At 46.7% G+C, this 27000-nt stretch carries 19 protein-coding genes and 1 tRNA gene; 15 read left to right on the top strand and 5 right to left on the bottom strand.

Features of this window, described 5'->3' with window-relative positions; all coding sequences use genetic code 11:
* The 7 genes from hrpA (at position 1) to KO533_RS01955 (ending at position 9104) form a co-directional block, all read left to right on the top strand.
* Complete coding sequence (gene hrpA, locus KO533_RS01985) at positions 1-3882, top strand: ATP-dependent RNA helicase HrpA (protein WP_219252660.1); 3882 nt, start codon at positions 1-3, stop codon at positions 3880-3882.
* A gap of 605 nt (positions 3883-4487) precedes the next feature.
* Positions 4488-4646 carry a nitrate reductase gene (locus tag KO533_RS01980; RefSeq protein WP_028760147.1) on the top strand — a complete coding sequence of 53 codons (159 nt, stop codon included), beginning with the start codon at positions 4488-4490 and terminating at the stop codon, positions 4644-4646.
* A 43-nt stretch (positions 4647-4689) separates the two neighbouring features.
* Entirely contained in the window at positions 4690-4947 is a 258-nt protein-coding gene (locus KO533_RS01975) for a chaperone NapD (RefSeq protein ID WP_028760146.1), read from the top strand.
* A gap of 2 nt (positions 4948-4949) precedes the next feature.
* Positions 4950-7439 (top strand): nitrate reductase catalytic subunit NapA, encoded by a 2490-nt coding sequence (gene napA / locus KO533_RS01970; RefSeq protein WP_219252909.1) that lies wholly within the window; start codon positions 4950-4952, stop codon positions 7437-7439.
* Between the two features lie 10 nt (positions 7440-7449).
* A complete protein-coding gene (locus tag KO533_RS01965; protein ID WP_028760144.1) occupies positions 7450-7935 on the top strand; it encodes a nitrate reductase cytochrome c-type subunit in 486 nt (161 codons plus the stop codon).
* Positions 7936-7943: 8 nt separating this feature from the next.
* Entirely contained in the window at positions 7944-8531 is a 588-nt protein-coding gene (locus KO533_RS01960) for a cytochrome c3 family protein (RefSeq protein ID WP_028760143.1), read from the top strand.
* Positions 8532-8732: 201 nt separating this feature from the next.
* Positions 8733-9104 (top strand): DUF1801 domain-containing protein, encoded by a 372-nt coding sequence (locus KO533_RS01955; protein WP_251073338.1) that lies wholly within the window; start codon positions 8733-8735, stop codon positions 9102-9104.
* Positions 9105-9230: 126 nt separating this feature from the next.
* On the opposite strand, the gene asnS is transcribed toward KO533_RS01955, so the two are convergent.
* A complete protein-coding gene (asnS, locus tag KO533_RS01950; protein WP_105252305.1) occupies positions 9231-10631 on the bottom strand; it encodes an asparagine--tRNA ligase in 1401 nt (466 codons plus the stop codon).
* 150 nt (positions 10632-10781) lie between these two features.
* Between asnS and KO533_RS01945 the strand changes: the two genes are divergently transcribed.
* A complete protein-coding gene (locus tag KO533_RS01945) occupies positions 10782-11117 on the top strand; it encodes a hypothetical protein (protein WP_113939548.1) in 336 nt (111 codons plus the stop codon).
* 67 nt (positions 11118-11184) lie between these two features.
* On the opposite strand, the gene KO533_RS01940 is transcribed toward KO533_RS01945, so the two are convergent.
* Positions 11185-11772, bottom strand: a complete 588-nt coding sequence (locus KO533_RS01940; RefSeq protein ID WP_219252658.1) for a CoA pyrophosphatase — start codon at positions 11770-11772, stop codon at positions 11185-11187.
* A 31-nt stretch (positions 11773-11803) separates the two neighbouring features.
* On the bottom strand, positions 11804-13216 hold the full coding sequence (gene pabB, locus KO533_RS01935) for an aminodeoxychorismate synthase component I (RefSeq protein WP_219252656.1): 1413 nt from the start codon (positions 13214-13216) through the stop codon (positions 11804-11806).
* 119 nt (positions 13217-13335) lie between these two features.
* Here pabB and KO533_RS01930 point away from each other — a divergent pair, with 119 nt between their 5' ends.
* The 4 genes from KO533_RS01930 (at position 13336) to KO533_RS01915 (ending at position 19030) form a co-directional block, all read left to right on the top strand.
* Positions 13336-14880: a fumarate hydratase gene (locus tag KO533_RS01930; protein WP_173248642.1), complete on the top strand. Its 1545-nt coding sequence runs from the start codon at positions 13336-13338 to the stop codon at positions 14878-14880.
* Between the two features lie 317 nt (positions 14881-15197).
* Positions 15198-17249, top strand: coding sequence for a S9 family peptidase (locus tag KO533_RS01925; protein WP_219252654.1), 2052 nt, complete (start codon positions 15198-15200; stop codon positions 17247-17249).
* Between the two features lie 225 nt (positions 17250-17474).
* Complete coding sequence (locus tag KO533_RS01920) at positions 17475-17933, top strand: GNAT family N-acetyltransferase (protein ID WP_219252653.1); 459 nt, start codon at positions 17475-17477, stop codon at positions 17931-17933.
* 161 nt (positions 17934-18094) lie between these two features.
* Positions 18095-19030: a M14 family metallocarboxypeptidase gene (locus KO533_RS01915; RefSeq protein ID WP_168824090.1), complete on the top strand. Its 936-nt coding sequence runs from the start codon at positions 18095-18097 to the stop codon at positions 19028-19030.
* 221 nt (positions 19031-19251) lie between these two features.
* Here KO533_RS01915 and adhE read toward each other — a convergent pair whose 3' ends face one another.
* A complete protein-coding gene (gene adhE / locus KO533_RS01910; RefSeq protein ID WP_219252652.1) occupies positions 19252-21855 on the bottom strand; it encodes a bifunctional acetaldehyde-CoA/alcohol dehydrogenase in 2604 nt (867 codons plus the stop codon).
* A 318-nt stretch (positions 21856-22173) separates the two neighbouring features.
* Between adhE and KO533_RS01905 the strand changes: the two genes are divergently transcribed.
* The 3 genes from KO533_RS01905 to KO533_RS01895 all read left to right on the top strand — a co-directional run bounded on the left by KO533_RS01905 (position 22174) and on the right by KO533_RS01895 (position 25380).
* Positions 22174-22806, top strand: a complete 633-nt coding sequence (locus tag KO533_RS01905) for a YchE family NAAT transporter (RefSeq protein ID WP_006081420.1) — start codon at positions 22174-22176, stop codon at positions 22804-22806.
* A gap of 278 nt (positions 22807-23084) precedes the next feature.
* Entirely contained in the window at positions 23085-25079 is a 1995-nt protein-coding gene (locus tag KO533_RS01900; protein ID WP_173245192.1) for a methyl-accepting chemotaxis protein, read from the top strand.
* A gap of 213 nt (positions 25080-25292) precedes the next feature.
* Positions 25293-25380: transfer RNA gene (locus KO533_RS01895), tRNA-Ser, on the top strand.
* A gap of 146 nt (positions 25381-25526) precedes the next feature.
* Here the strand turns inward: KO533_RS01895 and KO533_RS01890 are convergent.
* Positions 25527-26417 (bottom strand): DMT family transporter, encoded by an 891-nt coding sequence (locus tag KO533_RS01890; protein WP_251073337.1) that lies wholly within the window; start codon positions 26415-26417, stop codon positions 25527-25529.
* Positions 26418-27000: the final 583 nt, after the last annotated feature.

The raw sequence follows: 27000 nt of genomic DNA, 5'->3' as shown, positions 1-27000 counted from the left end.
TTGGATTTGAACTCAGACAAACATCCGCTATCGAACGCCTTTCTTAATCTTTGTTATCAGAGCGACGCGTCGCGGATCCGTCGTCGTTTATTTAAGCTCAATAAAGAAGCCGACTCAGATAAAAAGACCCAAGTCTTAGCTCAGCTGAGCGAGCAAGCGCAGGCGGCGTTTGAGAAGGTTGAGCAGCGCCGTAACGCTCGCCCTAAAATCCACTATCCTGAAAACCTGCCTGTTTCCTTGATGCGCGATGATATTGCACGCGCGATTGCGGGCAATCAAGTGGTGATCATCGCCGGTGAAACGGGCTCGGGCAAAACAACCCAGTTACCTAAAATCTGTTTGGAATTAGGCCTAGGTTGCCGTGGCATGATAGGCCACACCCAGCCACGACGTTTAGCAGCCCGCAGTGTGGCGAGCCGAGTCGCAGAAGAATTACAAAGTCCGCTCGGTGAAGTGGTTGGCTTTAAAGTGCGTTTTGCCGATGCGCTTAAGAGTGACTCTTATATCAAGTTGATGACCGACGGTATTTTACTGGCGGAATTGACCTCCGATCGCAATCTCGATCAATACGATACCATCATCATAGATGAGGCCCACGAGCGCAGCCTCAATATCGATTTTATTCTGGGCTACCTTAAACAGATCCTTAAAAGACGCCCCGATCTCAAAGTCATCATCACGTCGGCGACCATAGATGTTGAGCGTTTTTCTCAGCATTTCAACAATGCACCTATTATCGAAGTGTCGGGCCGTACCTTTCCGGTCGAAACCCGTTATCGTCCATTGGTGCAAGATAGCGATGCCGATTTAGATCAAATCGAAGGCATTTTTGCCGCGGTCGATGAGCTGGTGGCCGAAGGGCTGGGCGACATTCTGATCTTTATGAACGGCGAGCGGGAAATTCGCGATACGGCCGAGCAATTGAGTCGGCGTAATTACCGCGATACCGAAATTTTGCCGTTGTACGCGCGTTTATCTTACGGTGAGCAGTCTAAAGTTTTCAGTAGTCACAGAGGTCGGCGGATTGTATTAGCGACCAACGTGGCGGAAACCTCGCTGACTGTGCCGGGCATTCGCTACGTTATTGACCCTGGTACGGCGCGTATCAGCCGTTATAGCTATCGCACTAAGGTGCAACGTTTACCGATTGAACCTATCTCGCAGGCGAGTGCCAATCAGCGCCAAGGCCGTTGTGGCCGTGTAGGGCCGGGTATTTGTATCCGTTTGTACGATGAGGCGGATTTTAATAATCGTCCGGCGTTTACCGATCCAGAAATTTTGCGCACTAACTTGGCTTCGGTCATTTTGCAGATGCTGGCCATCGGTTTGGGTGATATCGCCGGTTTCCCCTTTATCGAGCCACCTGATCCACGCCATATCCGCGATGGTTTCTTACTGCTCGAAGAATTACAAGCGGTTGAGAGCAAACACGGCAAGCTAGTGTTGACGCCACTTGGGCGTAATTTGGCGCAAATTCCTGTGGACCCGCGTTTGGCGCGTATGGTGGTCGAGAGTCAGCAGTTAGGTTGTTTGAACGAAGTGCTAGTGATTGCTGCGGGCTTATCGATTCAAGATCCCCGCGAACGTCCGATGGAGAAGAAGCAAGCCAGTGATGAAGCCCATCGCCGTTTTGCCGATCCCAGTTCCGATTTCGTCAGTTGGATAAACCTGTGGCAGCACTTAAAAGATCAACAAAAAGAGTTATCTGCTAGCCAGTTCCGTAAAAAGTGCCGCGATGAATATTTAGCCTATTTGCGCGTTCGCGAGTGGCAGGATTTATACGCCCAGCTTAAGCAAGCCGTACACGATTTAAAGTGGCGCCTAAACGATACACCAGCCAATTACGACAGCTTGCACCGTGCGCTCTTATCGGGCTTATTGAGTCATGTTGGTTTTAAAGATAACAATAACGAGTACTTAGGTGCCCGTAATCGTAAATTCTTTGTATTCCCAGGTTCGCCACTGGCCAAAAAAGGCCCTAAGTGGATCATGGCGGCTGAGCTTACCGAAACCTCACGCTTATTCGCTCGCTGCTGCGCCAAAATCGAACCCGAATGGCTAGAGCCCTTAGCCGCGCATTTGATCAAGAAAAGCTATGTCGAGCCCCATTTTGAGGCAAAACCTGGCAGCGTTATCGCCCTTGAGAATCAAGTGCTCTACGGCTTGACGGTTGTGCACCGTCGTAAAGTGCAATACGGCCCCATCGATCCCGTTGAAGCGCGTGAGATTTTTATCCGCAGCGCTTTGGCAGAAGGGCAGTTACAGACCCAAGAAGCGTTTTTTGTCGCTAACCAAAAGCTGCTCGAAGACATTGAATCCCTCGAGCATAAATCCCGTCGCCGCGATATTTTGGTGGACGAGCAAGTCTTGGTGGACTTTTACGAGCCGCGGATCCCGGAAGGGATTTACAACGCCCAGCTGTTTTTTGGCTGGTGGAAGAAGGCAAAGCGCGAGCAACCGGATTTACTCGATTTCAGCAAAGCACTGTTAATGCAGCGCAATGCCGACCATATTTCGACCTTGGATTTCCCCGATACGTGGCACAAGGGCAATTTGCGCCTGCAGCTGAGTTATCACTTTGAACCTGCGGCGGCGGATGATGGCGTGTCGGTGCACATTCCGGTGGCGCTGCTTAATCAAATCGACGATAGCGATTTTGATTGGCTAGTGGCAGGGCTAAGGGAAGAAAAGTGCATCGCACTGATCAAATCTCTGCCTAAGAGTTTACGACGTAACTTTGTACCCGCGCCTGACTATGCCCGCGCTTGTGTGCAGGCCATGGTGCCTTTTAGTGCCAGTTTGCTTGAGGCCATGTGCAAGCAATTATTGCGCATGAGTGGCACGCGTATATCGCCGGAAGATTTTGATTTAACGCAACTGCCCGCGCATTTGCAGATGAACTTTAAAATCGAAGACGATAAAAACAACTTAGTGGCCGAAGGTCGGGTGCTCGATATCTTAAAAGCCGAGTTACAAGGCGTGGTGGCTAAGGCCATTCGTCAGGTGGCGGATAAAGGTATAGAGCAAGAAGCGTTAACTGAGTGGTCCTTTGGCGATTTGCCGCAGCAATATCAGCAGCAAAAAGGCAATTACCAAGTGCGGGCGTTTCCGGCGCTGATCGATAAAAAAGACAGTGTTGCGATCAAATTATTTGATGATGAATTTGAGGCCTTAGATGCCCATCGCCAAGGTCTGCGACGGTTATTGCTGCTAAACATTCCATCACCGGTGAAACACTTACAGCAAGCTTTGCCGAATAAGGCGAAATTGGCGATGTATTTCAATCCCTTCGGTCAAGTGCAAATCTTGATTGATGACATTATTGCCGCCGCTGTGCAGCAATTGTTGGATGAAAAAGCCCTCGATGTGCGTAATCAAACCCAATTTGAGCAGGCAAAGGACTGGGTTCGCCAAGAACTAAACCCGACCGCCGAGCAAATTGCATTGAAGGTTGAGCAGATTTTGACCTTGTATCAGAGCATTAAAAAGCGTCTTAAGGGCAAAATTAGCTTAGATATTGCCTTTGCTATGAGTGATATTCAAAGCCAATTAGACAAGTTAGTGTTTAAAGGGTTTGTCGAATCCTGTGGTTGGAATCGGTTAGCCGATGTGGCGCGTTACTTAAAAGCGATTGAAATCCGTGTCGAGAAGTTGCCCGTTGATCCGACCCGTGACCGTTTGCATATGCAGAGCATCAACAAGGTTCAAGAAGCTTTAATCGCACAACTGGCTAAAGTACCGCGTTCTATGCCAACACCGCCTGCGTTAATCGAGGCACGCTGGATGATTGAAGAGTACCGTGTCTCTTGTTTTGCACAGGTATTAGGCACGGCTTATCCGATATCTGAAAAGCGGATCTTGAATCATATTCAACAGGTTTAATAGACTGATTTAAAGGTCGAGCTGAGCGTCTTTGTCCGATTGATGTAACAATAACGCGATCAAAAAATGACTAAATAAACCGAGAAAACTAACTATTTTCTCGGTTTTTTATTTTCCCTATGCTTACGCTTCTCACGCGATATACCTCCAGTGGTGCGCCATGAAATGAGCGCTTTTTCTGGGTGGCAGCGATGCTTTTATGCCGAATATCTTTCTTTTGGGATCAAGTCGTTATCTCACATGTTTTAACACCTTTCTACTGCCTACTCCTTTATGAATACTCAGGTTTTTTTTGCGGGTTTTCTGTTGTTTTCTCGTAGTGATTTATCCATTTCAGTCGCTTATTAATCATAAAATAAATTCAATAATCTAATTTGTAATAGCAAAAAACGTTTAAAAACTGAGATCTGACGAATACTCACATCAAATTGATGATCTGGATCAAGCATCATCCGCTTTACCAATTTGGAGGTATACATTTTGTTAACAACTAAAAGGTATGATCGCTTCGTGATCCAAAGATGCAATAGATATACATAAAACCTGCCGCTGGCGATTTTTTGCAGCGCATTCAAAGTGGCAGGAACACACCTCTTGGAGGATGCATGAGTGCTAGCACCGCAGAAGAAAAATCCTTAGAACTGAAAATCTTTATCTTTTTAACCGTGTTTCTCGCACCGTTATTGTCCGTACTACTGGTCAGTGGTCTGGGCTTTGCTATTTGGTTCAGCCAAATTTTGACGGGTCCACCGGGCGCTGGTTAAACGTAACATCATCAAATAGTTAAAAATAAGAGTGGAATGTCGGATGAGCAAAGAACTCCATATCACCAGTTTAGTGGTGCAGGTCTTACCGCAGAAAATGGCAGATGTTAGACAACAAATAATGACCATTGAAAATGCCGAACTTTCCGTCAACAACGAAGTGAAATTGGTCGTCGTGATCGAAGGCGAAACGCAACGCGCCTTGATGGACAGTATCGAAGCGATCAATGCCATTCCGGGCGTGTTATCAGCCACGATGGTTTACCACCAGAGTGAAGTGCTCGAAGAGGGTGAAGAATGAATATGAACAGACGTGACTTTATCAAGGCCAATGCGGTGATTGCCGCTGCAGGCGCCGCGGGTTTAGCCTTGCCCGCTGGCGCAAGCAACTTAATTACCAGCTCAGAACAAACCAAATTAGAGTGGAATAAGGCCCCTTGCCGTTTTTGCGGCACGGGCTGCTCCGTGATTGTCGCAACTCGCGACGGCAAAGTGGTTGCCACCCATGGCGATGCCAACAGTGAAGTGAACCGTGGGCTCAACTGTATCAAGGGTTATTTCCTGTCGAAAATCATGTATGGCAGCGATCGCTTAACCACGCCTATGCTGCGGATGACAGGTGGCAAATACGACAAGCACGGTGAGTTTTCGCCCATCAGTTGGGACAGTGCCTTTGACATCATGGCGCAAAAATGGAAAGAAACCATTAAAGCCAAAGGGCCAACTGCTGTGGGCATGTTTGGCTCGGGCCAATGGACTGTGTGGGAAGGTTATGCTGCCGTTAAGTTGATGAAGGCTGGTTTTGGATCGAATAATATCGATCCGAATGCGCGTCACTGCATGGCGTCAGCCGTGGTCGGGTTTATGCGCACCTTCGGTATCGACGAACCTATGGGTTGCTATGACGATATGGAAGCCGCCGATGCCTTCGTCCTTTGGGGCTCGAATATGGCGGAGATGCACCCGATCCTCTGGAGTCGAGTGACAGACCGACGTCTCAGTGCCAGCCATGTAAAAGTGGCCGTGTTGTCGACGTTTGAACACAGATCCTTCGATTTGGCTGACTTGCCGATCGTGTTCACCCCGCAAACTGATTTAGCCATTTTGAACTACATAGCTAACTACATCATTCAGAATGATAAAGTGAACTGGGACTTCGTGAAAAAACACGTTAACTTCCGTCAGGGCACAACAGATATTGGCTATGGTTTACGTCCGACACATCCCCTTGAGAAAAAAGCGAAAAATGTTAAAACGGCGGGGGATTCAACCCCAATTGATTTTGAGACCTTTAAAGCCTTCGTGGCGGATTATAGCGTCGAAAAAGTCAGTAAGTTGTCGGGTGTACCTGAGGATAAACTGATTGCACTGGCCAAGCTGTATGCCGATCCCGACATCAAAGTGACCTCATTTTGGACCATGGGTTTTAACCAACATACCCGAGGTGTGTGGTGTAACAACCTGATTTATAACATTCATCTCTTGATGGGTAAAATTTCAACCCCAGGTAACAGTCCATTCTCTTTGACGGGTCAACCATCAGCCTGTGGCACGGCCCGTGAAGTGGGGACGTTTTCCCATCGTTTACCCGCCGATATGGTCGTGACCAATCCTGAGCACAGAAAGCATGCCGAAGACATTTGGAAGATCCCAAGCGGCATTATTCCACCTAAACCCGGTTATCACGCCGTCGAGCAAAACCGTCGTCTAAAAGATGGTGACTTGAATTGCTACTGGGTGCAAGTGAACAACAATATGCAGGCGGGCCCAAACATCAATGAAGAAGGTTTACCGGGTTACCGTAACCCTGCCAACTTTATCGTGGTGTCCGATGCCTATCCGACGGTGACGACTCAAGCTGCCGATTTGATTTTGCCCACCGCTATGTGGGTGGAAAAAGAGGGCGCCTACGGTAATGCCGAGCGCCGCACTCAGTTCTGGCATCAAATGGTGCAGGCACCGGGTGAGTCCCATTCGGATCTGTGGCAATTGATGGAGTTTGCCAAACGTTTCACCACAGACGAAGTCTGGCCTAAGGATGTATTAGCGGCGAACCCTGAGTTTAAAGGGAAAACCCTATTCGAAGTCCTGTATCAGAACGGTAATGTTGATAAGTTCCCGCTTGCGGATGCCGATCCTAAGTATTTGAACGATGAGGCTAAACACTTTGGCTTCTATGTCCAAAAAGGCTTATTTGAGGAATATGCTACCTTTGGCCGCGGCCATGGCCACGATCTCGCCCCATTTGATGTTTACCATGAGGCTCATGGCCTACGTTGGCCTGTGGTCGATGGTAAAGAAACCAAGTGGCGCTTCCGTGAAGGCACAGATCCTTATGTTAAAGCGGGTAAGGGCTTTGAGTTCTACGGTCATCCCGATGGTCGTGCGGTGATTTTCGCGCTGCCCTATGAACCTGCCGCAGAAGCGCCCGATGAAGAATATGATATCTGGTTGTCGACGGGTCGAGTGTTGGAACACTGGCATTCGGGTTCTATGACCCAACGTGTGCCTGAGTTATATCGTGCCTTCCCCGATGCCGTATGTTTTATGCACCCCGAAGATGCGAAGAAACGCGGTCTGCGCCGTGGCGATGAAATTCGCGTGGTGTCCCGTCGCGGTGAAATTAAGACCCGAGTCGAAACCCGTGGCCGCAATAAACCGCCCGTGGGTTTAGTGTTCGTGCCTTGGTTTGATGCTAGCCAGCTCATTAATAAAGTCACTTTAGATGCGACAGATCCCTTGTCAAAACAAACTGACTTTAAAAAGTGTGCGGTGAAGATCGTCAAGGTTTAAGGAGAACACGATGAAAACCCTAAAATTAGTCTCAGCGATCGGTTTATTGGTATTTGGCTCATTCATCATGACCAGTGTGTCTGCCGCCAGTATTCCCGAAGATAAAATTGATACCCTGCGCCAAGCGCCTATCAATGTCGAGCCTACGCCACCTGCGATGCAAAGTGTGCGTAATACTGATGTGAAGGAAGTGCGCAGCTATCCCATGCAACCACCGGTGATCCCACACAAGATCGACGGCTATCAGCTTGATCTTAAAGTGAACAAGTGTATGGCTTGCCATGCTCGTAGCCGCATTGGGGATTCGCAAGCGCCTATGGTCAGCGTCACGCATTTTATGGACAGGGACAATAACTTCTTAGCCGAGTTATCGCCGCGCCGCTATTTCTGCACTCAGTGTCATGTGCCGCAGTTAGATGCCAAGTTACTGGTCGAAAACGACTTTGTGGATATGGAACATCTGATCAAAGCCAACACTGAGCAGAAAAAACACTAGGAGTTAGCATGTTAGATAAACTGAAAAAAATCTGGCAGGTACTCAATCGTCCGAGTGTGCATTACAGTTTAGGTTTTTTGACCTTAGGTGGTTTTGTGGCTGGCGTGATTTTCTGGGGCGGATTTAACACTGCCCTAGAAGTGACCAACCAAGAAGCTTTCTGTATCGGTTGCCATGAGATGGAAAATAACGTCTATCAAGAGTTACAGACGACGATTCATTTCACTAACCGCAGTGGCGTGCGGGCGACGTGTCCTGATTGCCACGTACCGCATAACTGGACCGATAAAATTGCCCGTAAGATGCAGGCATCTAAGGAAGTGTGGGGTAAGGTTTTTGGGACGATTAATACCCGTGAGAAGTTTGAAGATAAGCGTCGTGAACTGGCAGAACATGAGTGGGCAAGGTTAAAGGCCAATGATTCGCTCGAGTGTCGTAACTGCCATAACTTCACTTACATGGACTTTACTCGCCAATCACCCAGAGCGGCGCAGATGCACTCAACGTCACTGGCAAGCGGCGAAAAGACCTGTATCGACTGCCACAAGGGGATTGCTCATCATCTCCCTGACATGGCCGGTGTGAAGGGGTTTTAATCTAGGGCGTAGTGTTTATCCGTGTGACTTAGCCTTGCTAAGTTGGACAACTCCAGCAAAAGGCCAAGCGTACTCCACGCTTGGCCTTTTTATTTGCACGTCACTATTTTTTAGGGATGCTTCAATAGGGTGTTATTCAGTCCGATTAGCGCGCTACAATCTGACTGAGATAGTCTTGCTTGTATGAGAGGTAAAGAGATCATGATGGAAGATCAGCCGCAACTTGAAAAACTGTTAGAAGATATTTTATGTACCAGCCCGAGTCTGTTTGAAATAGTGCAGGGGGTGAGGCAGGAGGTCAAAACTGCCGCTACCACATCGTCGCGGGCCATTACTGAAGCCGTTAAATACGGCGGTATACTCTTTAGCACCAAAGCCAGTTTTTGTGGTGTGTTTGCCTATAAACAGCATGTTTCATTGGAGTTTAGCTTAGGCGCGAATCTTAGCGATCCACATCAGGTACTTGAAGGCAGTGGCAAGTTTCGTCGCCATATTAAGTTGGTGTCAATCGATGATATTGCTGCCAAGCGAGTCGCGGAATATATTGCGCAGGCGTTGAGTCTGGCGGATTAATGGTTGTTTAGCCGCATGATGTGACTAAAAACGGACGAACAAAAAAGGAGCTGAATATTCAGCTCCTTTCGTTTTGCTAAGGCTTAATAGAGATGTCTTAGCTATGCAGTCCCAAGTTAAGGGAGATTAGAAGTTCGCAGTGCGCGGTGCACGTGGGAAAGGAATAACATCACGAATGTTGTTCACGCCCGTCACGTAAGATACTAAACGCTCAAACCCTAGACCAAAACCTGCATGTGGCACTGTGCCATAACGGCGCATATCACGGTACCACCAGTAATCTTCTTGGTTCAGATCCATTTCGGCTAGACGCATATCTAGCACGTCTAAACGCTCTTCACGTTGAGAGCCACCGATGATCTCACCGATACCTGGGGCTAACACGTCCATCGCGGCAACGGTTTTACCGTCATCGTTTAAGCGCATGTAGAAGGCTTTGATATCTTTTGGATAGTTCTTCACTACCACAGGGGCTTTGAAGTGTTCTTCGGCTAAGTAACGCTCATGCTCAGAAGATAAATCGATACCCCAAGACACAGGGAACTCGAAGGTTCTGCCACAGTTTTGCAGAATTTCAACCGCATCCGTGTAATCCACTTGAGCAAAATCGCTTGAAACGAAAGATTGCAGACGGTCGATCACAGTCTTATCAACGTGCTGGGCGAAGAAAGTTAAATCGTCCATACGCTCAGTCAAGACTGCATTGAATGCGTATTTCAACATAGCTTCGGCAAGGCCTGCGATGTCGTTTAAGTTAGCGAAGGCGACTTCAGGCTCAACCATCCAGAATTCCGCTAAGTGGCGGCTAGTGTTTGAGTTTTCAGCACGGAAAGTCGGGCCAAAGGTATATACTTTTGACAGTGCACAGGCGTAGGTTTCAGCATTCAACTGGCCCGATACGGTCAGGAAAGCTTCTTTACCGAAGAAATCTTTATCGTAATCGACTTTACCTGCTTCAGTACGCGGCAGGTTTTCCATATCTAAGGTCGATACGCGGAACATCTCACCGGCGCCTTCGCAATCTGATGCTGTGATAAGTGGAGTCGATACCCAAATAAAGCCTTCTTCGTGGTAGAAGCGGTGAATCGCTTGGGATAAACAGTTACGTACGCGGGCAACGGCACCAATAATGTTAGTGCGTGGGCGTAAGTGCGCTAATTCGCGTAAATGTTCAATTGAGTGACGCTTAGCGGCCATTGGGTAAGTGTCTGGATCATCAACCCAGCCAGCGACTTCAAGTTCAGTCACTTGCAGTTCAAATGCTTGACCTGCACCAGGAGATTCCACCACGTCGCCAGTCATCACAACAGAACAACCCGCAGTCAGCTTTAACACTTCGTTGTCGTAATTATCTAAGCTATTGGGCACGACACCTTGGATAGGATTAAAGCAAGAGCCGTCGTAAACAGCTAAAAAAGAGATGCCGGCTTTAGAGTCACGACGGGTTCTGACCCAGCCACGCACTGTGACTTTAGAACCGACGGCGTGCTCACCTTTAAATACAGATGCGACAGATGCAATGCTCATTGTTGCTTAATTCTCCAACGAAACGTTTTATATGAAAATTTTGGAGGTTTATATTACCTTGCTGGTGGCTTTTCTCAAGCTGAAAAAGGTATCCTGAGGTTAATAATATCGATATTGAGCGATATAGTGAGTTAAACGGCGGGAGGCGGTATGAGCAAGACTAGAATATTTCAAATTATCCTTGCGACCTTATCCATTTTAGGCTGGGCAATAGCCGTCTATGCGCTATTAGTGTTTAGTGATGCAAGGCCAGACCGTGAAGTTGGGGCCTATTTGACTCGTGGCGCGACATTTAGAGTCCATTGGGACCCACATGAAACCCAACTATTGCAGTATTTGATTTGGGTTTGTGGCGGTATTAGTTTGGTCAGTTTAGCGTTTAACTATTATGTCGCCCACCACAGTCGTATGGGTTATTGGTTTAATATTCCCATGTTGCTGTTAACCTCTATTGTCGCCGGTTTGTATATCCACTTGGTGGTTTAAGCTAGGCATCATTGTTTGGCTAATTTAACAGTTTGGCTTTTTAACGGTTTAGCAATGGCAAGTGAAGTCAGAGGATATCGGCAGGAATGCTTAACTGGCGGCACAGATGGTCGATAATGGCCGCAGTCGCACCCCAGATAAACCGTTGTTGATAGGGAATAAAATGCACGCTGTAATAGCGCCCTTGGCGTAAAAAGCGTTTTTGGTGGCGATTATTCGGTTCAATAAAAAAGCTTAATGGCACGGTAAAGCAATCGGCTACCTCACCGGGATCGAGTTTTAAATCAAATGCCTGCTTAATAATGCCAATCACAGGGGTGATTTCAAACCCTGTGAAGGTATTGTGGGAAGGAAACGTGCCCACCACCTCGACGTTATGCCTTGAGAGTCCAATTTCCTCTTCTGCTTCCCTTAACGCGGCCGCAATCGCATCAATATCATAGGGCTCAATTTTACCGCCAGGGAAACTGATCTGCCCCGGATGGGCGCGCAGATGCATAGGTCTTTGGGTCAAAATTAGATTCAGCTCACCGTTAATCTCCAGCAGTGGGATCAACACTGCGGCTTTGCGTAATCCAAGATGAGGGAAGGCCGCCGGATCTTGCCGCGCTAACGGGTGCAGATTAAATCTGAGTCTAAATTCCGCTTGATCCATCGACGTTCTCGTTACTGTTTAGTATTAAAGCTTACGGCTTTTGTGACGCAGCGCCAAGCAAAGGTAAAATACGGCTGATCTTATCAAAGGTTTCTTGGTACTCGGCATCCACTTCAGAATCCGCCACTATGCCGCCGCCCGCCCAGCAATAGAGTTTGCCCTGTTCGGCCACAATAGTGCGAATGGTGATGCTGGTATCCATTTGACCGTCTTGGCTGATATAACCCATAGATCCACAATAAAGGCTGCGCCGTGAAGGTTCGAGCTCTTCAATAATTTCCATGGCGCGAATTTTCGGTGCGCCGGTAATTGAGCCGCCGGGAAACGCTGCACGCAGCAAATCACTCGCCGTGAATCGGCTATCAAGCTTGGCAGTCACCGTACTGACTAAGTGATGCACCGCAGGAAAACTTTCAATCTCAAATAGATGCGGTACACGTACTGAGCCTGCTGCCGCCACTTTGCCGATATCATTACGCAGTAAATCGACAATCATGACATTTTCGGCGCGATCTTTTGGTGAGTTTGCCAGTGTATTGGCGGCTTTCACATCCAGTGCGGGATCGGTATGACGCGGCAGTGTGCCTTTGATGGGTTTGGTTTGAATATCGTCACCGCGAAGCTGAATAAAGCGCTCGGGTGAAATCGACAAAATCGTGTTTTGCGGCAGACGCATAAAGGCCGAGAAGGGCGCTTTATTGGCATTGCGCAGTTGGCTATAGGCCGACCACTCATCGCCTTGATAATGGGCTTCGAATCTTTGGGTTAAATTTATTTGATAGCAATCACCGCTGTGTAAATAGGCTTGAACTGCTGCAAATTTTGCCGTGTATTGGGCTTTGTCTATCTGTGCTGTCCATGGGCTAGTAAGCACAAATGTGGCAGAATTTGGCTTTTTGGTGATTTTATCTTGAATTCTATTCAACTCAATGTCGAGTGCTGCTTCACCTAAATAATGCAGTAAATGCCAACACTGGGCTTGGTAATCAAAAACTAACGCCCAGTCGTAAAAGCCGATGTTCATCTCTGGCAGTTGTATATCTTGCTTGGCCGTTATCGGCAGTGATTCAATTCTGCGGCCTAAATCGTAGCTAAAACTGCCCATTGCGCCACCACTAAAGGGCAAATCACAATCAAAAGATTTTGAATACCAATGGGTTAATAAAGTGTTGAGTAACTCGAAGGGATCACGGTTTGGGTCTATTGCCTCGGGTAAGCTCAAGCTCGTATCGATGAGCTTTATATCGCTACGCTCGCCCTGAGTCACTAACGTTGCGATAGGATTGGCGCAAATGATGTCGAATCTGGCGTCTTGATGCGGCGCGTTCGCCGAATCTAACAGAATTGCCCAAGTGTCATTTGCAAAGTGTTCGAACAGTGCTGCGGTACTTAATGTCCAGTCAAGTTGGCGTGATGCAAGCTGTTTTGACGCCCTAATTGCCATCGATTAACCCTATTCAAAATGTGATGTAGCCCAAAAAGATGTGAAAGAGTATCATATTGGCCCAGAAAGAATTAAACAAAAACAAGTTAGGCCGCAAAGGCTGCTGGAGCGCTCCTACTATGTCATCTCACCATAAAATGTCTGAAACTTCTGTGATTAAACAAGCCGACTTTATTGAAAGTGTGGCGGATGCTTTGCAATACATTTCTTATTACCACCCGAAGGATTTTGTTGATGCTATGAGCCAAGCTTATGAGCGTGAACAAAGTGCGGCGGCGAAGGATGCGATTGCCCAGATCTTAATTAACTCGCGTATGTCGGCCGAAGGTAAGCGTCCTCTGTGTCAAGACACTGGGATTGTGACCACTTTCGTGAAAGTGGGCATGGGTGTCCAATGGGACAAAACCGATATGACGATTCAGGAAATGGTCGACGAAGGTGTTCGTCGTGCCTATACCAATCCTGATAACCCACTGCGCGCATCAATAGTGTCAGATCCTGCGGGCAGCCGTAAAAATACCAAAGATAACACGCCATCTGTGGTGCATATCGACATGGTGCCAGGCAACCATATCGAAGTGGCGATTGCGGCTAAAGGTGGCGGCAGTGAAAACAAAGCTAAGATGGTGATGTTAAACCCATCTGACGATATCGCCGCATGGGTAGAAAAAACGCTACCGACCATGGGCGCGGGCTGGTGTCCACCGGGTATGCTGGGTATCGGTATCGGCGGCACGGCGGAAAAAGCGGCCGTATTAGCCAAAGAAGCACTGATGGAAAGCGTGGATATCCATGAGTTGATGGCCCGTGGCGCGCAAACGACCGAAGAAAAACTGCGTTTAGACATTTTTGAGCGCGCGAACAATTTAGGCATAGGTGCCCAAGGTCTTGGCGGTTTAACCACAGTGTTAGACGTTAAAATCAAATCGGCGCCCACCCACGCGGCGTCAAAGCCTGTGGTGATGATCCCTAACTGTGCCGCGACTCGCCACGTGCATTTCCATTTAGACGGTTCAGGTCCTGCGGAATTAACGCCGCCATCATTGGCCGATTGGCCAGAAATTACCCGTGAAGTGGGTGATGATGTGCGCCGCGTGAACTTAGATACTGTGACTCAAGCGGATATCGAACAGTGGCAAAGCGGTGAAACCATTCTGCTGAGCGGTAAAATGCTCACAGGTCGCGATGCGGCCCATAAGCGCATTCAAAGCCTAATCGAAAGTGGTGAAGGTCTGCCAGAAGGCGTGGACTTTACCGGTAAGTTTATTTACTACGTTGGCCCAGTTGATCCAGTAGGTACTGAAGTTGTCGGTCCTGCGGGCCCAACCACAGCAACTCGTATGGATAAATTCACGGACTTAATGTTAGAGAAAACGGGCTTGATGGGTATGATAGGTAAAGCTGAGCGCGGCCCTGCGACAGTTGAATCGATCAAAAAACACAAAGCGGTATATCTGATGGCCGTTGGCGGCGCTGCGTATTTAGTGTCTAAAGCGATTAAACATTCTCGCGTCGTGGCCTTTGCTGATTTGGGCATGGAAGCGATTTACGAGTTTGATGTGCAAGATATGCCAGTGACAGTTGCCGTGGATTCCAATGGTGTGAACGCCCATGAAACTGGCCCTGCAATTTGGAAAGTGAATATTGCTAACGCGAAAGCGTAAAGGTTGGGATGCAGCGGATTGAACTTGATGGCTTTTTAAGCAAAATAGCTTAAGTTTGAGTTCTGATATCTGTTCTTTAGGTAAAACGTTGCGCCACTGACATTTTGTCACAAAAAAATACGCTCAGGTTCGCCATTTGGCTTGCCTGAGCGTTTTTGTTTCGATAGTGTGGCAAGCTTATCTTCGAAAGATACGATCTCAGATCGTTTTTTAACATTCGTGCGGTTGCAACTCAGTAGAACTATTGCAATTTCAATAGAACCCTTGCAATGATTGGCGCAACTATCGAACCAGTTTAACCAAAGACGGACATAACAATGAAAATAGCTCCTCTCCTATTGGCGCTCGGCGCTGCAGGACTGGCGTTATCAGCCCAAGCGGCCGATCCAACGCCTTTTACTGTGCAACAACTCATTAAACTCAATAAGATGCACTCTGCGACTGTGTCCCACGATGGCACTAAATTAGTTTATGGTCTTAAAACGGTAAACGATAAGGGAGAGGCCAGCTCGGATCTGTATCTATTAGATTTGATAGACACGAAGGCGAAACCACTGCAATTGACCTCTGCCACGGGCACAGAGCACGATGTGAGCTTCGCCAATGACGACAAGTCGATTTATTTCCTTGCCAGTCGCAGTGGTTCAAGCCAGTTATTTCAACTGCCATTAACGGGCGGTGAAGCGGTACAAGTTTCTGATTTACCTTTGGATATTGATGGCTACAAATTATCAAACGACGGTAAACAAGTTGTACTTAGCATGCGGGTATTCCCCGAGTGTAAGGACTTAGCCTGTTCAAAGGATAAATTTACCGCTGAAGCTGAGCGTAAATCGACTGGCCGTGAATACAAGCAGTTAATGGTTCGCCATTGGGATACGTGGGAAGACCACGCCCGTAATCATTTATTTGTGGGCGCTGTAAACGGTGAGAAACTCACTAGAGTAGTGGATGTGACTCAAGGTTTAGACACTGAAACGCCGCCAAAACCTTTCTCGGGTATGGAAGAAGTAACTTTCACCCCAGACGGTAAGTTTGTGGTTTATAGCGCGAAAGCCCCCAGCAAAGATCAAGCTTGGACCACTAACTATGATTTGTGGCAAGTGCCAGTGACAGGCGGCACCGCAACCAACTTAACCAAAGACAATCTTGCATGGGATGCGCAGCCAACATTTTCGAGCGATGGTCGTTACATGGCCTATTTAGCAATGAAAAAACCGGGTTTTGAAGCAGATCGCTACGGCATTATGCTGCGCGATACTAGCACAGGCCAAACTAAAGAAGTGGCGCCATTATGGGATCGCAGCCCAAGCTCACTGATGTTTGCCCCTGACAATCGTACCTTGTATGTGACGGCACAAGATTTAGGTCAAGTCTCAATTTTCCAAGTGAATACCCAATTTGGCGATGTGCGTTCTGTCTACAGTGATGGCACGAACAGTTTAATTGCGGTCACTAACGAACAACTGATTTTCGATAACAAAACCTTAGTTGAACCGGGCGATCTCTATAGCATTACGACTGAAGGTGAAGGGCTTAAACGTCTGACCGAAGTGAATAAAGACAAATTGGCCGAGATCAAGTTTGGTAAGTTTGAACAGTTCAGCTTTAAAGGTTGGAATAACGAAGACGTTTACGGTTACTGGATCAAACCGGCGAACTTCCAAGAAGGGAAAAAATACCCAATTGCCTATCTCGTTCACGGTGGGCCGCAAGGTTCATTTGGTAATGCCTTCAGTGGTCGTTGGAATGCCCAATTATGGGCAGGTGCGGGTTATGGCGTCGTTATGGTGGATTTCCACGGCTCTACTGGTTACGGCCAAGCCTTTACGGATTCAATCAGCCAAGATTGGGGTGGTAAGCCATTAGAAGATCTGCAAAAAGGCCTAGCGGCGGTGAGCCAGCAACAAAAATGGCTCGATCCGCAAAACACCTGTGCGCTCGGAGGTTCTTACGGCGGCTACATGATGAACTGGATCCAAGGTAACTGGAACGACGGTTTCAAGTGCTTAGTTAACCACGCGGGTCTGTTCGATATGCGTTCTATGTATTACGTGACCGAAGAAGTGTGGTTCGCAGAGCATGAGTTTGGCGGCACTTATTCAGATAACAAAGCGTTATATGAGAAGTTTAACCCAGTGAATTATGTTGAAAACTGGAAAACACCCATGCTGGTTATCCACGGTGAGAAGGACTTCCGCGTCCCTTATGGTCAAGGTTTAGCGGCATTCAGTTTTATGCAGCGCAAAGGGATCCCATCTGAGTTATTGATTTTCCCTGATGAAAACCATTGGATCTTAAAACCTGAAAACTTAGAGCAATGGTATGCTAATGTCTTCGGTTGGATGGACCGCTGGACTAAGCAATAACGACCAGTGCGTTTATGGGCTTTGCACCGACGAAAGCCCATAGAAGCAAGGCTCATCCTGATAGGATTATCATCGGCGAGTTGACTATTAGAGTGTTTTAAGCGGAGCGCTTTAAATAAGCTAAGCGTTTTCAATTACGTGCACTTTGTTCAGCGTTTTAACAAAGCCAGAACTCTGTTCTGGCTTTTTATTGTGTCATGAAATTTTTTTAATCAAGGAGTTAAGATGAACATTCGAGCCGCAACCTTAACTGACATCCCTGAAATAAGCGTATTACTCACTCAATTAACCCAAGAATTTATCGCCCCAACTTGCACTGCAGAGGGGGCTACAATCTTAGTTAATGCCATGTCGATAGAGGCGATTGGTAGCTACTTTGCTATGGGTTATCAGTACCATGTTGCCATAACGGACTCGGGTCAACTCGCAGGCGTAGTGGGGATGAAGGCGAATAGCCACTTGTACCATCTTTTTGTCGCCTCCCATGCACAGGGGCAAGGCGTGGCGAGAATGCTGTGGGAACATGCCAAAGCTCAATGTTTAGCCCAAGGCAATCTGGGCATATTTACCGTGAACTCGGCGCTGAATGCGCAGGCTGTGTACTTAGGCTTTGGCTTTGTGCCCCTTGGACCCGAGCGAGAACGCGGCGGGATCCGTGATATTCCCATGCAGCTAGTGCTTTAGGTTGACTGTACTCATTTATCATCCAAACACGAGCACTATCATTCGACTGAATAGTAATTCAACGAAAAAGCTTGAGCGAAAAGAGCTTGAACGAAAGCACTAGGGTGCAAAGAACTTGAATAAAAAGAACTTTACCGAATAGAACTAAAAATAGAGGAATTATGGCAAATTTAACATTTTATCCCATCGGCACCGTAGGCGAAAAATGGGGCGAGGCTGAAAAAGCTGCATGGCTTGCAAGCGCCAAAATCAAGCGTTCGTATCAGGACGATGTCGTGACGCCACTCAAGGCGATGGAAGCAGCACTCTTGGCTCTTGGGCTTACCGTTGTGCAATATGGCGCCTTGTCGATAAATGCGGAGCGTTACCCATTATTTGCGGTAAAAAGCCAGCAGTTTGATCCACAAAAGCCAACCGTGCTCGTGACTGGTGGCGTGCACGGTTACGAAACCAGCGGTGTTCATGGTGCCTTGGCATTTTTAGCGGATAAGGTGGCGCATTATGTTGATCGCGTCAATCTTGTGATCGCCGTGTGCGTGAGTCCTTGGGGTTACGAAACTATCAACCGTTGGAACCCTAAGGCTATCGATCCTAATCGTTCATTTTATGCCAACAGCCCTGCAGAAGAATCGGCGGCCTTGATGGCTCTAGTTGCTTCAGTTGAGCAAGGTTTTGATGTGCATGTGGACTTACATGAAACCACGGATTCCGATGAATTAGAATTTCGTCCAGCACTTTGCGCCCGTGATGGTAAGGAGTACGTCAAAGGAACTATCCCAGATGGTTTTTATGCTGTGGGTGATACCGAAAACTCAATGGATGCCTTTCAGAAAGCCATTATTGATGGTGTGAGTAAAGTGACGCACATTGCTCCTGCCGATGAGAAAGGCGAGATCATTGGCTCGACTGTGGTGCAGCACGGGGTGATTAACTATCCGCTTAAGTCATTAGGGCTTTGCAGCAGTGTCACTGGCTGTATCTATAACACAACGACAGAAGTGTACCCAGATAGCCCAACGGCCACGCCTGCCGAATGTAATCTGGCGCAGGTTGCAGCCATCACCAGCGCCATTGATTATGTACTGGCACAGCGTTAGTCACAGTTTGTTGTGATGTTCAGCTTAGTGATCGTAAGTGAGTGATGCCCAGTTGAGTTAGCTGCTAGTGAAGTCATTTTGCGTGCGATCGATTAACGCATCGACTCCTTAATTAGGTCATTCACGGAACATCACGCAATAAAAAGCCCTCATTCGAGGGCTTCTTCATTTATGTCGCGAGGCTTTTATTAAGCACGAGCCTAGCATTGGCAGATAATAATCTAGTTGTTGTCGCTATAGTCACGGCCATAGTAGCTATCGAGGAACAGTTGTTTCAGCTCGTTAATCAATGGGTAACGTGGGTTGGCACCGGTACATTGATCATCGAACGCATCTTCGGCTAATTCATCTAACTTGGCGAGGAAGTCGGCTTCGTTGACGCCGGCTTCTTGGATAGAAGCAGGAATGCCAATCGTCTTCTTGAGGTGTGTGATTTTCTCAAGCAATTTTTCGACTTTTTCTTCATCCGTCTTTCCGCCTAGTTTCAAGTGATCTGCGATGGCAGCATAACGGCACAGGGCTTTTGGCCTGTCGTATTGGCTAAAGGCCGCTTGCTTAGTGGGCAGATCCGTTGCGTTAAAGCGTATTACGTTGTTGATCAGCAGCGCATTGGCTAGGCCATGGGCGAGATGGAACTCGGCGCCCAGTTTGTGTGCCATTGAGTGGCAAATCCCAAGGAAAGCGTTAGCAAAGGCGATACCCGCAATAGTGGCGCCATTGTGGACCTTTTCACGGGCGATAGGTGATTGTGAACCCAAGTTGTAGGCATCGGGTAAATATTTGCACAGTAAGTCGAGGGCTTGTAGCGCTTGGCCATCGCTGTACTCATTCGCCATCACGCTGACATAGGCTTCTAATGCATGGGTCACCGCATCTATGCCACCAAAGGCGGTGAGGGATTTAGGCATGTCCATCACAAGATTTGGATCAACAATCGCCATATTGGGCGTGAGTTGATAGTCGGCAATCGGGTATTTTTTACCGGTAATTTCGTCTGTCACTACCGCAAAAGGTGTGACTTCTGAGCCAGTGCCTGAGGTGGTAGGAATTGCCACCATCATGGCTTTGGTGCCCATTTTAGGGAATTTGTAGATACGTTTACGAATGTCCATAAAACGCAGCGCCAAATCGGCAAAATCCACATCTGGATGCTCGTACATCACCCAAATAATCTTAGCCGCATCCATTGGTGAGCCGCCGCCGAGCGCAATTATCACATCGGGTTTAAAGCTTTGAGCGACCTTAGCGCCTTGACGGACTATGGCTAAGGTGGGGTCGGCTTCAACATCGTAAAAAATTTCGGTTTCAAGGCCTTGGGCTTTTAAAATCCGCATGGTTTCATCGCAATAACCGTGGTTGAACAAAAATCTGTCTGTGATGATTAAGGCGCGCTTTTTATCGCTCAGTTCTTCGAGCGCGATGGGCAAACTGCCGCGGCGGAAATAGATAGATGCAGGAAGCTTATGCCACAACATGTTTTCGGCCCTCTTAGCGACGGTTTTTTTATTGATCAGATGACTCGGGCCAACGTTTTCTGAAATCGAGTTGCCGCCCCAAGAACCACAGCCTAACGTCAGCGAAGGCGCCAGTTTGAAGTTGTACAGATCGCCAATGCCGCCCTGTGAAGCTGGGGTGTTGATCAAAATACGTGCTGTTTTCATTCTAAAACCAAAGGCATGAACACGTTCGGTTTGGGTATCTTGGTCGGTATAAAGCCCTGATGTGTGGCCAATGCCGCCGAGTGCGACTAAGGCTTCGGCTTTATCCATGGCATCGTTAAAGTCGATGGCGCGGTACATGCCAAGTAATGGCGATAATTTTTCATGGGCGAAGGCTTCGCTGTCGCAAATGTCGGTGACTTCACCGATCAACACTTTGGTCCAGTGCGGCACTTCAAAGCCCGCCATTTGCGCGATACTGGCAGCACTTTGGCCAACGATATCAGCATTTAAACCGCCATTTTTCAAAATGACGTGTTGCATCGCAGCGGTTTCATCCTTCGATAGCATATAGCCACCGTGGGTTGCGAAACGCTCTTTAACCTGCTCATAAATACTGTCGACCACAATTACCGCTTGCTCTGACGCACAAACCACACCGTTATCGAAGGTTTTTGACATGAGAATCGAACTGACTGCGCGTTTGATGTCGGCGGTTTCATCGATAACAATAGGCGTGTTACCCGCACCTACGCCAATAGCAGGTTTACCGGAAGAGTAGGCGGCTTTCACCATGCCTGGGCCTCCCGTTGCGAGGATTAAATTGACCTTAGGGTGAGTCATTAATTGATTTGATAGTGCAACGCTGGGTTCATCAATCCAACCAATAATGTCTTTGGGTGCGCCCGCGGCTATGGCAGCATCAAGCACTAATTTTGCTGCGGTTGTGGTTGAAACTTTGGCCCTAGGATGGGGCGAGAAGATAATTGCGTTACGGGTTTTAAGGCTGATTAAGGCCTTAAATATCGCGGTCGATGTGGGGTTCGTGGTGGGGACTATGCCACAGATGATGCCTACGGGTTCAGCAATGGTAATAGTACCGAAGGTGACATCTTCAGATAAAATCCCGCAGGTTTTTTCATCTTTATATTTGTTATAAATGTACTCAGAGGCAAAGTGGTTTTTAATTACTTTGTCTTCAACGACACCCATGCGGGTTTCTGCGGCGGCCATTTTGGCCAGCGAGATACGCGCATCGGCAGCGGCGAGGGCCGCTGCACGGAAAATTTTATCGACTTGCGCTTGGCTGAATGTCGCATACTCGGCTTGTGCTTTCGCCACTCGCTCGACCATGAGATCCAGTTCTTGTGCATTGGTCACTGTCATGATTAATACTCCTAAAAAGATTTAGTGAATCAAGGCATTCACTAAATCCTCTTTATGGTAGAAAATTACACCTAAAGCCACGTTGAAAGTGTGATATCAACGACAATATCGTGCTTTTATGTAATAAAACTACACTTAGGGTAACTTGTTTGTTTAAAATTGCGCTGAAAATGCATCGGCTTCGATAACTAAATATTATTCGAAGTTGTGATTTAACCTCAAAAATCTCATTTTTCAGTCAATAGCGCTTGAGATACTATACTTGCCCTCAAGCTTATTTTGATGAAGACGGCGTGACACGCACATAAGGATAGTCCCTTGGAGTTAACTCTTTACGTTAAATTTTTTCTTGGCCTCGTTGCCATCATTAATCCGGTTGGCTTGTTGCCTGTGTTTGTGAGCTTAACCAGCCATCAAACGGAGGCTGAGCGGAATCACACGGGTAAAGTAGCGAACTTTGCGGTTGTGGTGATCCTCTTAGTCACGATTGTGGCGGGGCAGCACATTCTGAATATGTTCAGCATTTCGTTATCTGCCTTTAGAATTGCTGGTGGCAGCCTGATTGCCATTATTGCGATGTCAATGTTGCAAGGTAAGTTAGGTGAAGTGAAGCGTAACCAAGAGGAAGACCGCGAATCCTCGGCGATGGAATCTGTGGCGGTTGTGCCTTTGGCTTTGCCACTGATGGCGGGACCTGGCGCTATTAGTTCGGTGATTGTCTTTGCCGCTGAGCATAATTCATTGTCGAACATTATTGCGATGTTCATTACTGTGATAGTGTTTGGTTTAGTAAGTTTTGGCCTGTTTAGAATGGCATCTATCATTTATAAGATCCTCGGCAAAACGGGTATTAACGTGATTACCCGTCTCATGGGACTCTTGATGTTATCTATTGGTATCGAAGTCATTGCGGCTGGTGTGAAGGGGTTATTCCCACAGCTTTTCAGCTAGAGTCATCTTCAGTCACAGATTAAGTGTTCCTTTCTCTAGAAAAACGCATTGGAATTTTCAATGCGTTTTTTATTTCTATCTGATCCTTGTTTGACGTTTCTTAAGTTTGCTCTGCGATTAGCAAAATCTAAACAATTGATGGAATATGGGGGAAATCCTCGTTTATCAGGATATTAGCTCGCGCAATTTCCATAAACCTTAGTCGTCCTACGGTTGATATTATGCTATACCTAGTGTTCGGTATTTGGATCTAAAACTAAGTTTAAAAGGATATTTCTATGAAATGGCAATGGATTGGTAATCTCAGTCTAAAACAAAAATTATTAATGGTTGTCTTGCCTCCACTATTAGCCTGTTTTTTATGTGGCACGCTTTACCTCATTGAAAAATATGAATATAGAAAAGATTTAACCTTAGTAGTGCAATTAAGCGAGCTAGCCGTCACCAACAGTAATTTAGTGCATGAGTTACAAAAAGAGCGCGGCATGAGTGCTGGATTTATTGGCTCAGCAGGAAAAGCGTTTGCGGGTAAAATACCTAGTCAAAGACAATTAACGGATACGCAGCTCGGCCTCTATCAGCGTTTTATCACTGAGAATCATCTTCCGGAGATATTTGCCCCAAAACTTAGAGAGCTAAATGCTCAACTCGGGCGTTTAAATGCAATCCGCTCACAGGTGGATAGTTTAAGTATCAATGTCGCCGATGAAGTCGCCTATTACACTGAGTTAAATAAGTTATTACTGACGATAGTCGATGAAACCGCAAAAACGGGTGCTAATCAAGAAATCGCCATTAAAGCGACGGCTTTTAGTGCTTTTTTGCAATTAAAGGAAAGGGCGGGGATTGAAAGGGCGGTACTCAGCTCAACCTTTGGCCAAGCTGGATTTAAGCCTAAGGTTTATGCCAAATTTATCACTTTGGTTTCGGAGCAAAATACCTATCAAGAGCGTTTTTTAGCGCTAGCAAATTCTGATTTATTATCCTCGTTTAACCGTTTACAGAGTTCAGCTGCAATGCATGACGTTGAGCTGTTACGTCAAATCGCATTCGAGCAAGATAATCAAAAAATCCTGCAACAAAGTCCTGAAGAGTGGTTCAGTAAATCGACCGCGCGGATTGAGCTATTACGTGAGTTTGAACAGCAAGTCTCGGCAGATTTACTTAATACCACCCATGAAAGATTAACATTAGCGAATGAGAAAATGTTCTTAGTGCTCGCGACCTTAATCTCAGTATTGGCGATAGTCTTGATATTGAGTCTATCTGTTATCCGTTATTTGCATGACAGTGTGCATCACTTATATTCGACCATCACGCAAGCCCGTAAACATTACGACTTAAGTGTGCGTCTGACTCACTCTAGCTCCGATGAATTCGGTGAACTCGCCATCGCCTTTAACGATATGATGAGTGATTTTGAAAAGGTGATCTTACATGTACGTTCCAGTGGCGCTAAATTGCAACAAGCTGTGGCGCAAATGGATCTCTGTACCCATGCCATGGAGCAAGATGTGATGGCGGGCCACAGTGAGGCAGAACAAGTGGCCTCCGCTATGACAGAAATGAGTGCAACAGTGGCCGAGATTGCCAGCAATGCAGTGCAGGCATCCGAAGCGTCTTCCGCCGCCAATATAGAGGCTAAAGAAGGCAACCTCGAAGTCGGCCGAACCAGCAAAGCGATCAAAGCATTAGCCGACGATATTAGTGGAGCTTCTAAAGCCATTAACGATTTAGACCGTGAAATTCACGGCATAGTGGTAGTGCTTGAAGTGATCAGCAGTATTGCTGAGCAAACTAATTTACTCGCGCTTAATGCCGCCATTGAAGCTGCCCGCGCAGGGGAAATGGGCCGCGGTTTTGCTGTAGTTGCAGACGAAGTCCGAAGTTTAGCGCAGCGCTCACAAACCTCGACCTCTGACATTAAAAATATGACAGATAGATTGAAGGCGGGAGCGAGCATTGCAGTAAAAGCCATGGACAGAGGATTAGCTCAGGCTAATAGCAGTGTCCATGAAGCTGAACAGGCAGGTATCGAATTGAAACGTATTGTGGAGCAAGTAGACATTATTGACCGCATGAACGAGCAAATTGCTACAGCAACTCATGAGCAATCGGCGGTATCCGAAGACGTAAATCGTAATGCACTGAAGATCAGTGAGATTTACCTTAATACTCAAAGGATCTCAGATGAGCTTAGGGAGCTGACCAAAGCTCTGACGTTTGATGCGAATTCAATGTCAAAAGAAGTGCACAAATTTACCGTCAATTAACGGTATAAAACGGTGAAAAGATTCAAGAAATCACGTCGGTTTGTTTAGCAATTGTGCAACCGCCTGAAACTGAGTCTTTTTTACTTGACCCCCTTTAGGCTTTTGCGTACAGTACCGCTCCGTTAACGATGAAAGCCTCTCGGCAAGGCTATACGAAATCGTTAGTGATTCTTGAACGTGAAAGATTAACCACGCTAACATAAATCGACATATGGTGAGGTGTCCGAGTGGCCGAAGGAGCACGCCTGGAAAGTGTGTATACGGTAACGTATCGAGGGTTCGACTCCCTCTCTCACCGCCAAATTAAAGTAAAGGGAATCAGTATCTTACTGGTTCCCTTTGTTGCTTTGGGACTTATTTAGGACCAATTTAGGGTGTTCTAGTCCGTTATTCTCCTCACTAAAACCCATCATTTCAGAGATACGATTAGCTATTTTTTGCGAGTCCTTAGGTTTTTGCCGCATTAGGTATGTTATTCGTCGTCATTCTTTTACGCGCTTGAACTAAGGTATAGCCGCCACTTAATACTATGAGTAGGCTTCCCAGAATAGTCAGCAAATCTGGGGATTCTCCAAATATAAATATTCCTAAAGCTAAGGCAAAGAGTAAACGTGTATAACGAAAGGGGCTTACTACCGATACATCTCCAGTGCGCATAGCGATTGTCAGCGCATTATAGGCAACTACACCAAAGACGATTGCTCCAATTATTTGTATTGCTGCGGTAGCACTAAACTGTATAGCTTCATTTTGGTAAATCAGTATCGCTAAGCCTGTAGGAATCAACACAAAAAAACCATATACTCCAAGCTGCATATTAGATAACACGGGGGAGGCTGCGCGTGTTGCTAAATCGCGTCCTGCAAAACCTAAGGTAGCGATAACGGCGAATAAAAATGTGACCTCAAAACCATCAAGTCCTGGACGAATGATCATCAGCACGCCCATAAAACCAATCAATACAGCAAGCCATCTCTTATGACCCACTTGTTCACCGAACAACAATGCCGCGCCAAGCATGGCGATTAAAGGTGTGGCTTGCAAAATAGCGGATGCACTTGAGAGTGGCGTTAACGTGATGGCTAAAGCAAAACAGAATCGGCCGACGATTTCACATAGTGCACGTACTAATATGGGGGTAGACAAGACGGCAGGATGAAGCACAGTTTCACCCTTTCGCCAGGTTAACAGTATAAAAATCAACATTCCACCTAGGCCAAATAGCGCTAAAATGAGGCCGATAGAGGTGGTTTCTGCTGCGGATTTGATCAGCATGTCTTCAATAGAAAATGCTGCCATCGCAGCAACCATAAACAGACTACCTTTTTTATTATTCAAAATAAATTCCCTAAATGCTTAGACGCTATCTCTAGTCAAAAAGTTTTGTCATGAGAGTTCTGGTTTAATTAACAAAGACACAGAAGTTACGATATAGCTTATTAGAATCCAATAGAAACATCATTTTCTGATCACTATAGCAAGCTTTCTCTGCTTATCTGAATAGGATTTGCTGCTTAAGGTAGTAATGATTCTGGCTTAAAAATAAATAAGGATAATAAGCATTGGCAAGAAATGATAATAGATACAGATATGGTTTTTTTATCTATATCAGATGGAAAATTAAGTCTCTTTTACCATAAGGAATATGGCTAAAATATTGTTTTTAATATTATCAACTTGTGCGGTTAGTCTAAGATATAGATGTCATGGATGTGCTGCTGTTTTTCAGCTTTTATGATGAATAACATTGTTTGAAAGAGGTCTGTATTGTGAGGTTAATTTTATATGTAGTAGTCTTAAGTAAAATAATCAGGGCAACCGCATGAGTGTTTAAAATTCGTCCAGCTGCAACCCTGCTAATAGAACCGATTCTAAATATTCAGGTTTCATCCAAGCTCTTTTCTGTTTCGCTGGAATGCTT

The sequence above is a fragment of the Shewanella sp. NKUCC05_KAH genome, assembly GCF_019345585.1.
Taxonomy (GTDB): domain Bacteria; phylum Pseudomonadota; class Gammaproteobacteria; order Enterobacterales; family Shewanellaceae; genus Shewanella; species Shewanella oncorhynchi.
Note: the sequence above shows the minus strand (reverse complement) of the source record. Positions and strands in the feature narration are given on the sequence as shown.

What these genes read in the sequence shown, in the direction of transcription:
- KO533_RS01980 (WP_028760147.1), top strand. Translation starts at nt 4,488, where the DNA reads ATGAGTGCTAGCACCGCAGAAGAAAAATCCTTAGAACTGAAAATCTTT.
- KO533_RS01975 (WP_028760146.1), top strand. Translation starts at nt 4,690, where the DNA reads ATGAGCAAAGAACTCCATATCACCAGTTTAGTGGTGCAGGTCTTACCG.
- napA (WP_219252909.1), top strand. Translation starts at nt 4,950, where the DNA reads ATGAACAGACGTGACTTTATCAAGGCCAATGCGGTGATTGCCGCTGCA.
- KO533_RS01965 (WP_028760144.1), top strand. Translation starts at nt 7,450, where the DNA reads ATGAAAACCCTAAAATTAGTCTCAGCGATCGGTTTATTGGTATTTGGC.
- KO533_RS01960 (WP_028760143.1), top strand. Translation starts at nt 7,944, where the DNA reads ATGTTAGATAAACTGAAAAAAATCTGGCAGGTACTCAATCGTCCGAGT.
- KO533_RS01955 (WP_251073338.1), top strand. Translation starts at nt 8,733, where the DNA reads ATGATGGAAGATCAGCCGCAACTTGAAAAACTGTTAGAAGATATTTTA.
- asnS (WP_105252305.1), bottom strand. Translation starts at nt 10,631, where the DNA reads ATGAGCATTGCATCTGTCGCATCTGTATTTAAAGGTGAGCACGCCGTC.
- KO533_RS01945 (WP_113939548.1), top strand. Translation starts at nt 10,782, where the DNA reads ATGAGCAAGACTAGAATATTTCAAATTATCCTTGCGACCTTATCCATT.
- KO533_RS01940 (WP_219252658.1), bottom strand. Translation starts at nt 11,772, where the DNA reads ATGGATCAAGCGGAATTTAGACTCAGATTTAATCTGCACCCGTTAGCG.
- pabB (WP_219252656.1), bottom strand. Translation starts at nt 13,216, where the DNA reads ATGGCAATTAGGGCGTCAAAACAGCTTGCATCACGCCAACTTGACTGG.
- KO533_RS01930 (WP_173248642.1), top strand. Translation starts at nt 13,336, where the DNA reads ATGTCATCTCACCATAAAATGTCTGAAACTTCTGTGATTAAACAAGCC.
- KO533_RS01925 (WP_219252654.1), top strand. Translation starts at nt 15,198, where the DNA reads ATGAAAATAGCTCCTCTCCTATTGGCGCTCGGCGCTGCAGGACTGGCG.
- KO533_RS01920 (WP_219252653.1), top strand. Translation starts at nt 17,475, where the DNA reads ATGAACATTCGAGCCGCAACCTTAACTGACATCCCTGAAATAAGCGTA.
- KO533_RS01915 (WP_168824090.1), top strand. Translation starts at nt 18,095, where the DNA reads ATGGCAAATTTAACATTTTATCCCATCGGCACCGTAGGCGAAAAATGG.
- adhE (WP_219252652.1), bottom strand. Translation starts at nt 21,855, where the DNA reads ATGACAGTGACCAATGCACAAGAACTGGATCTCATGGTCGAGCGAGTG.
- KO533_RS01900 (WP_173245192.1), top strand. Translation starts at nt 23,085, where the DNA reads ATGAAATGGCAATGGATTGGTAATCTCAGTCTAAAACAAAAATTATTA.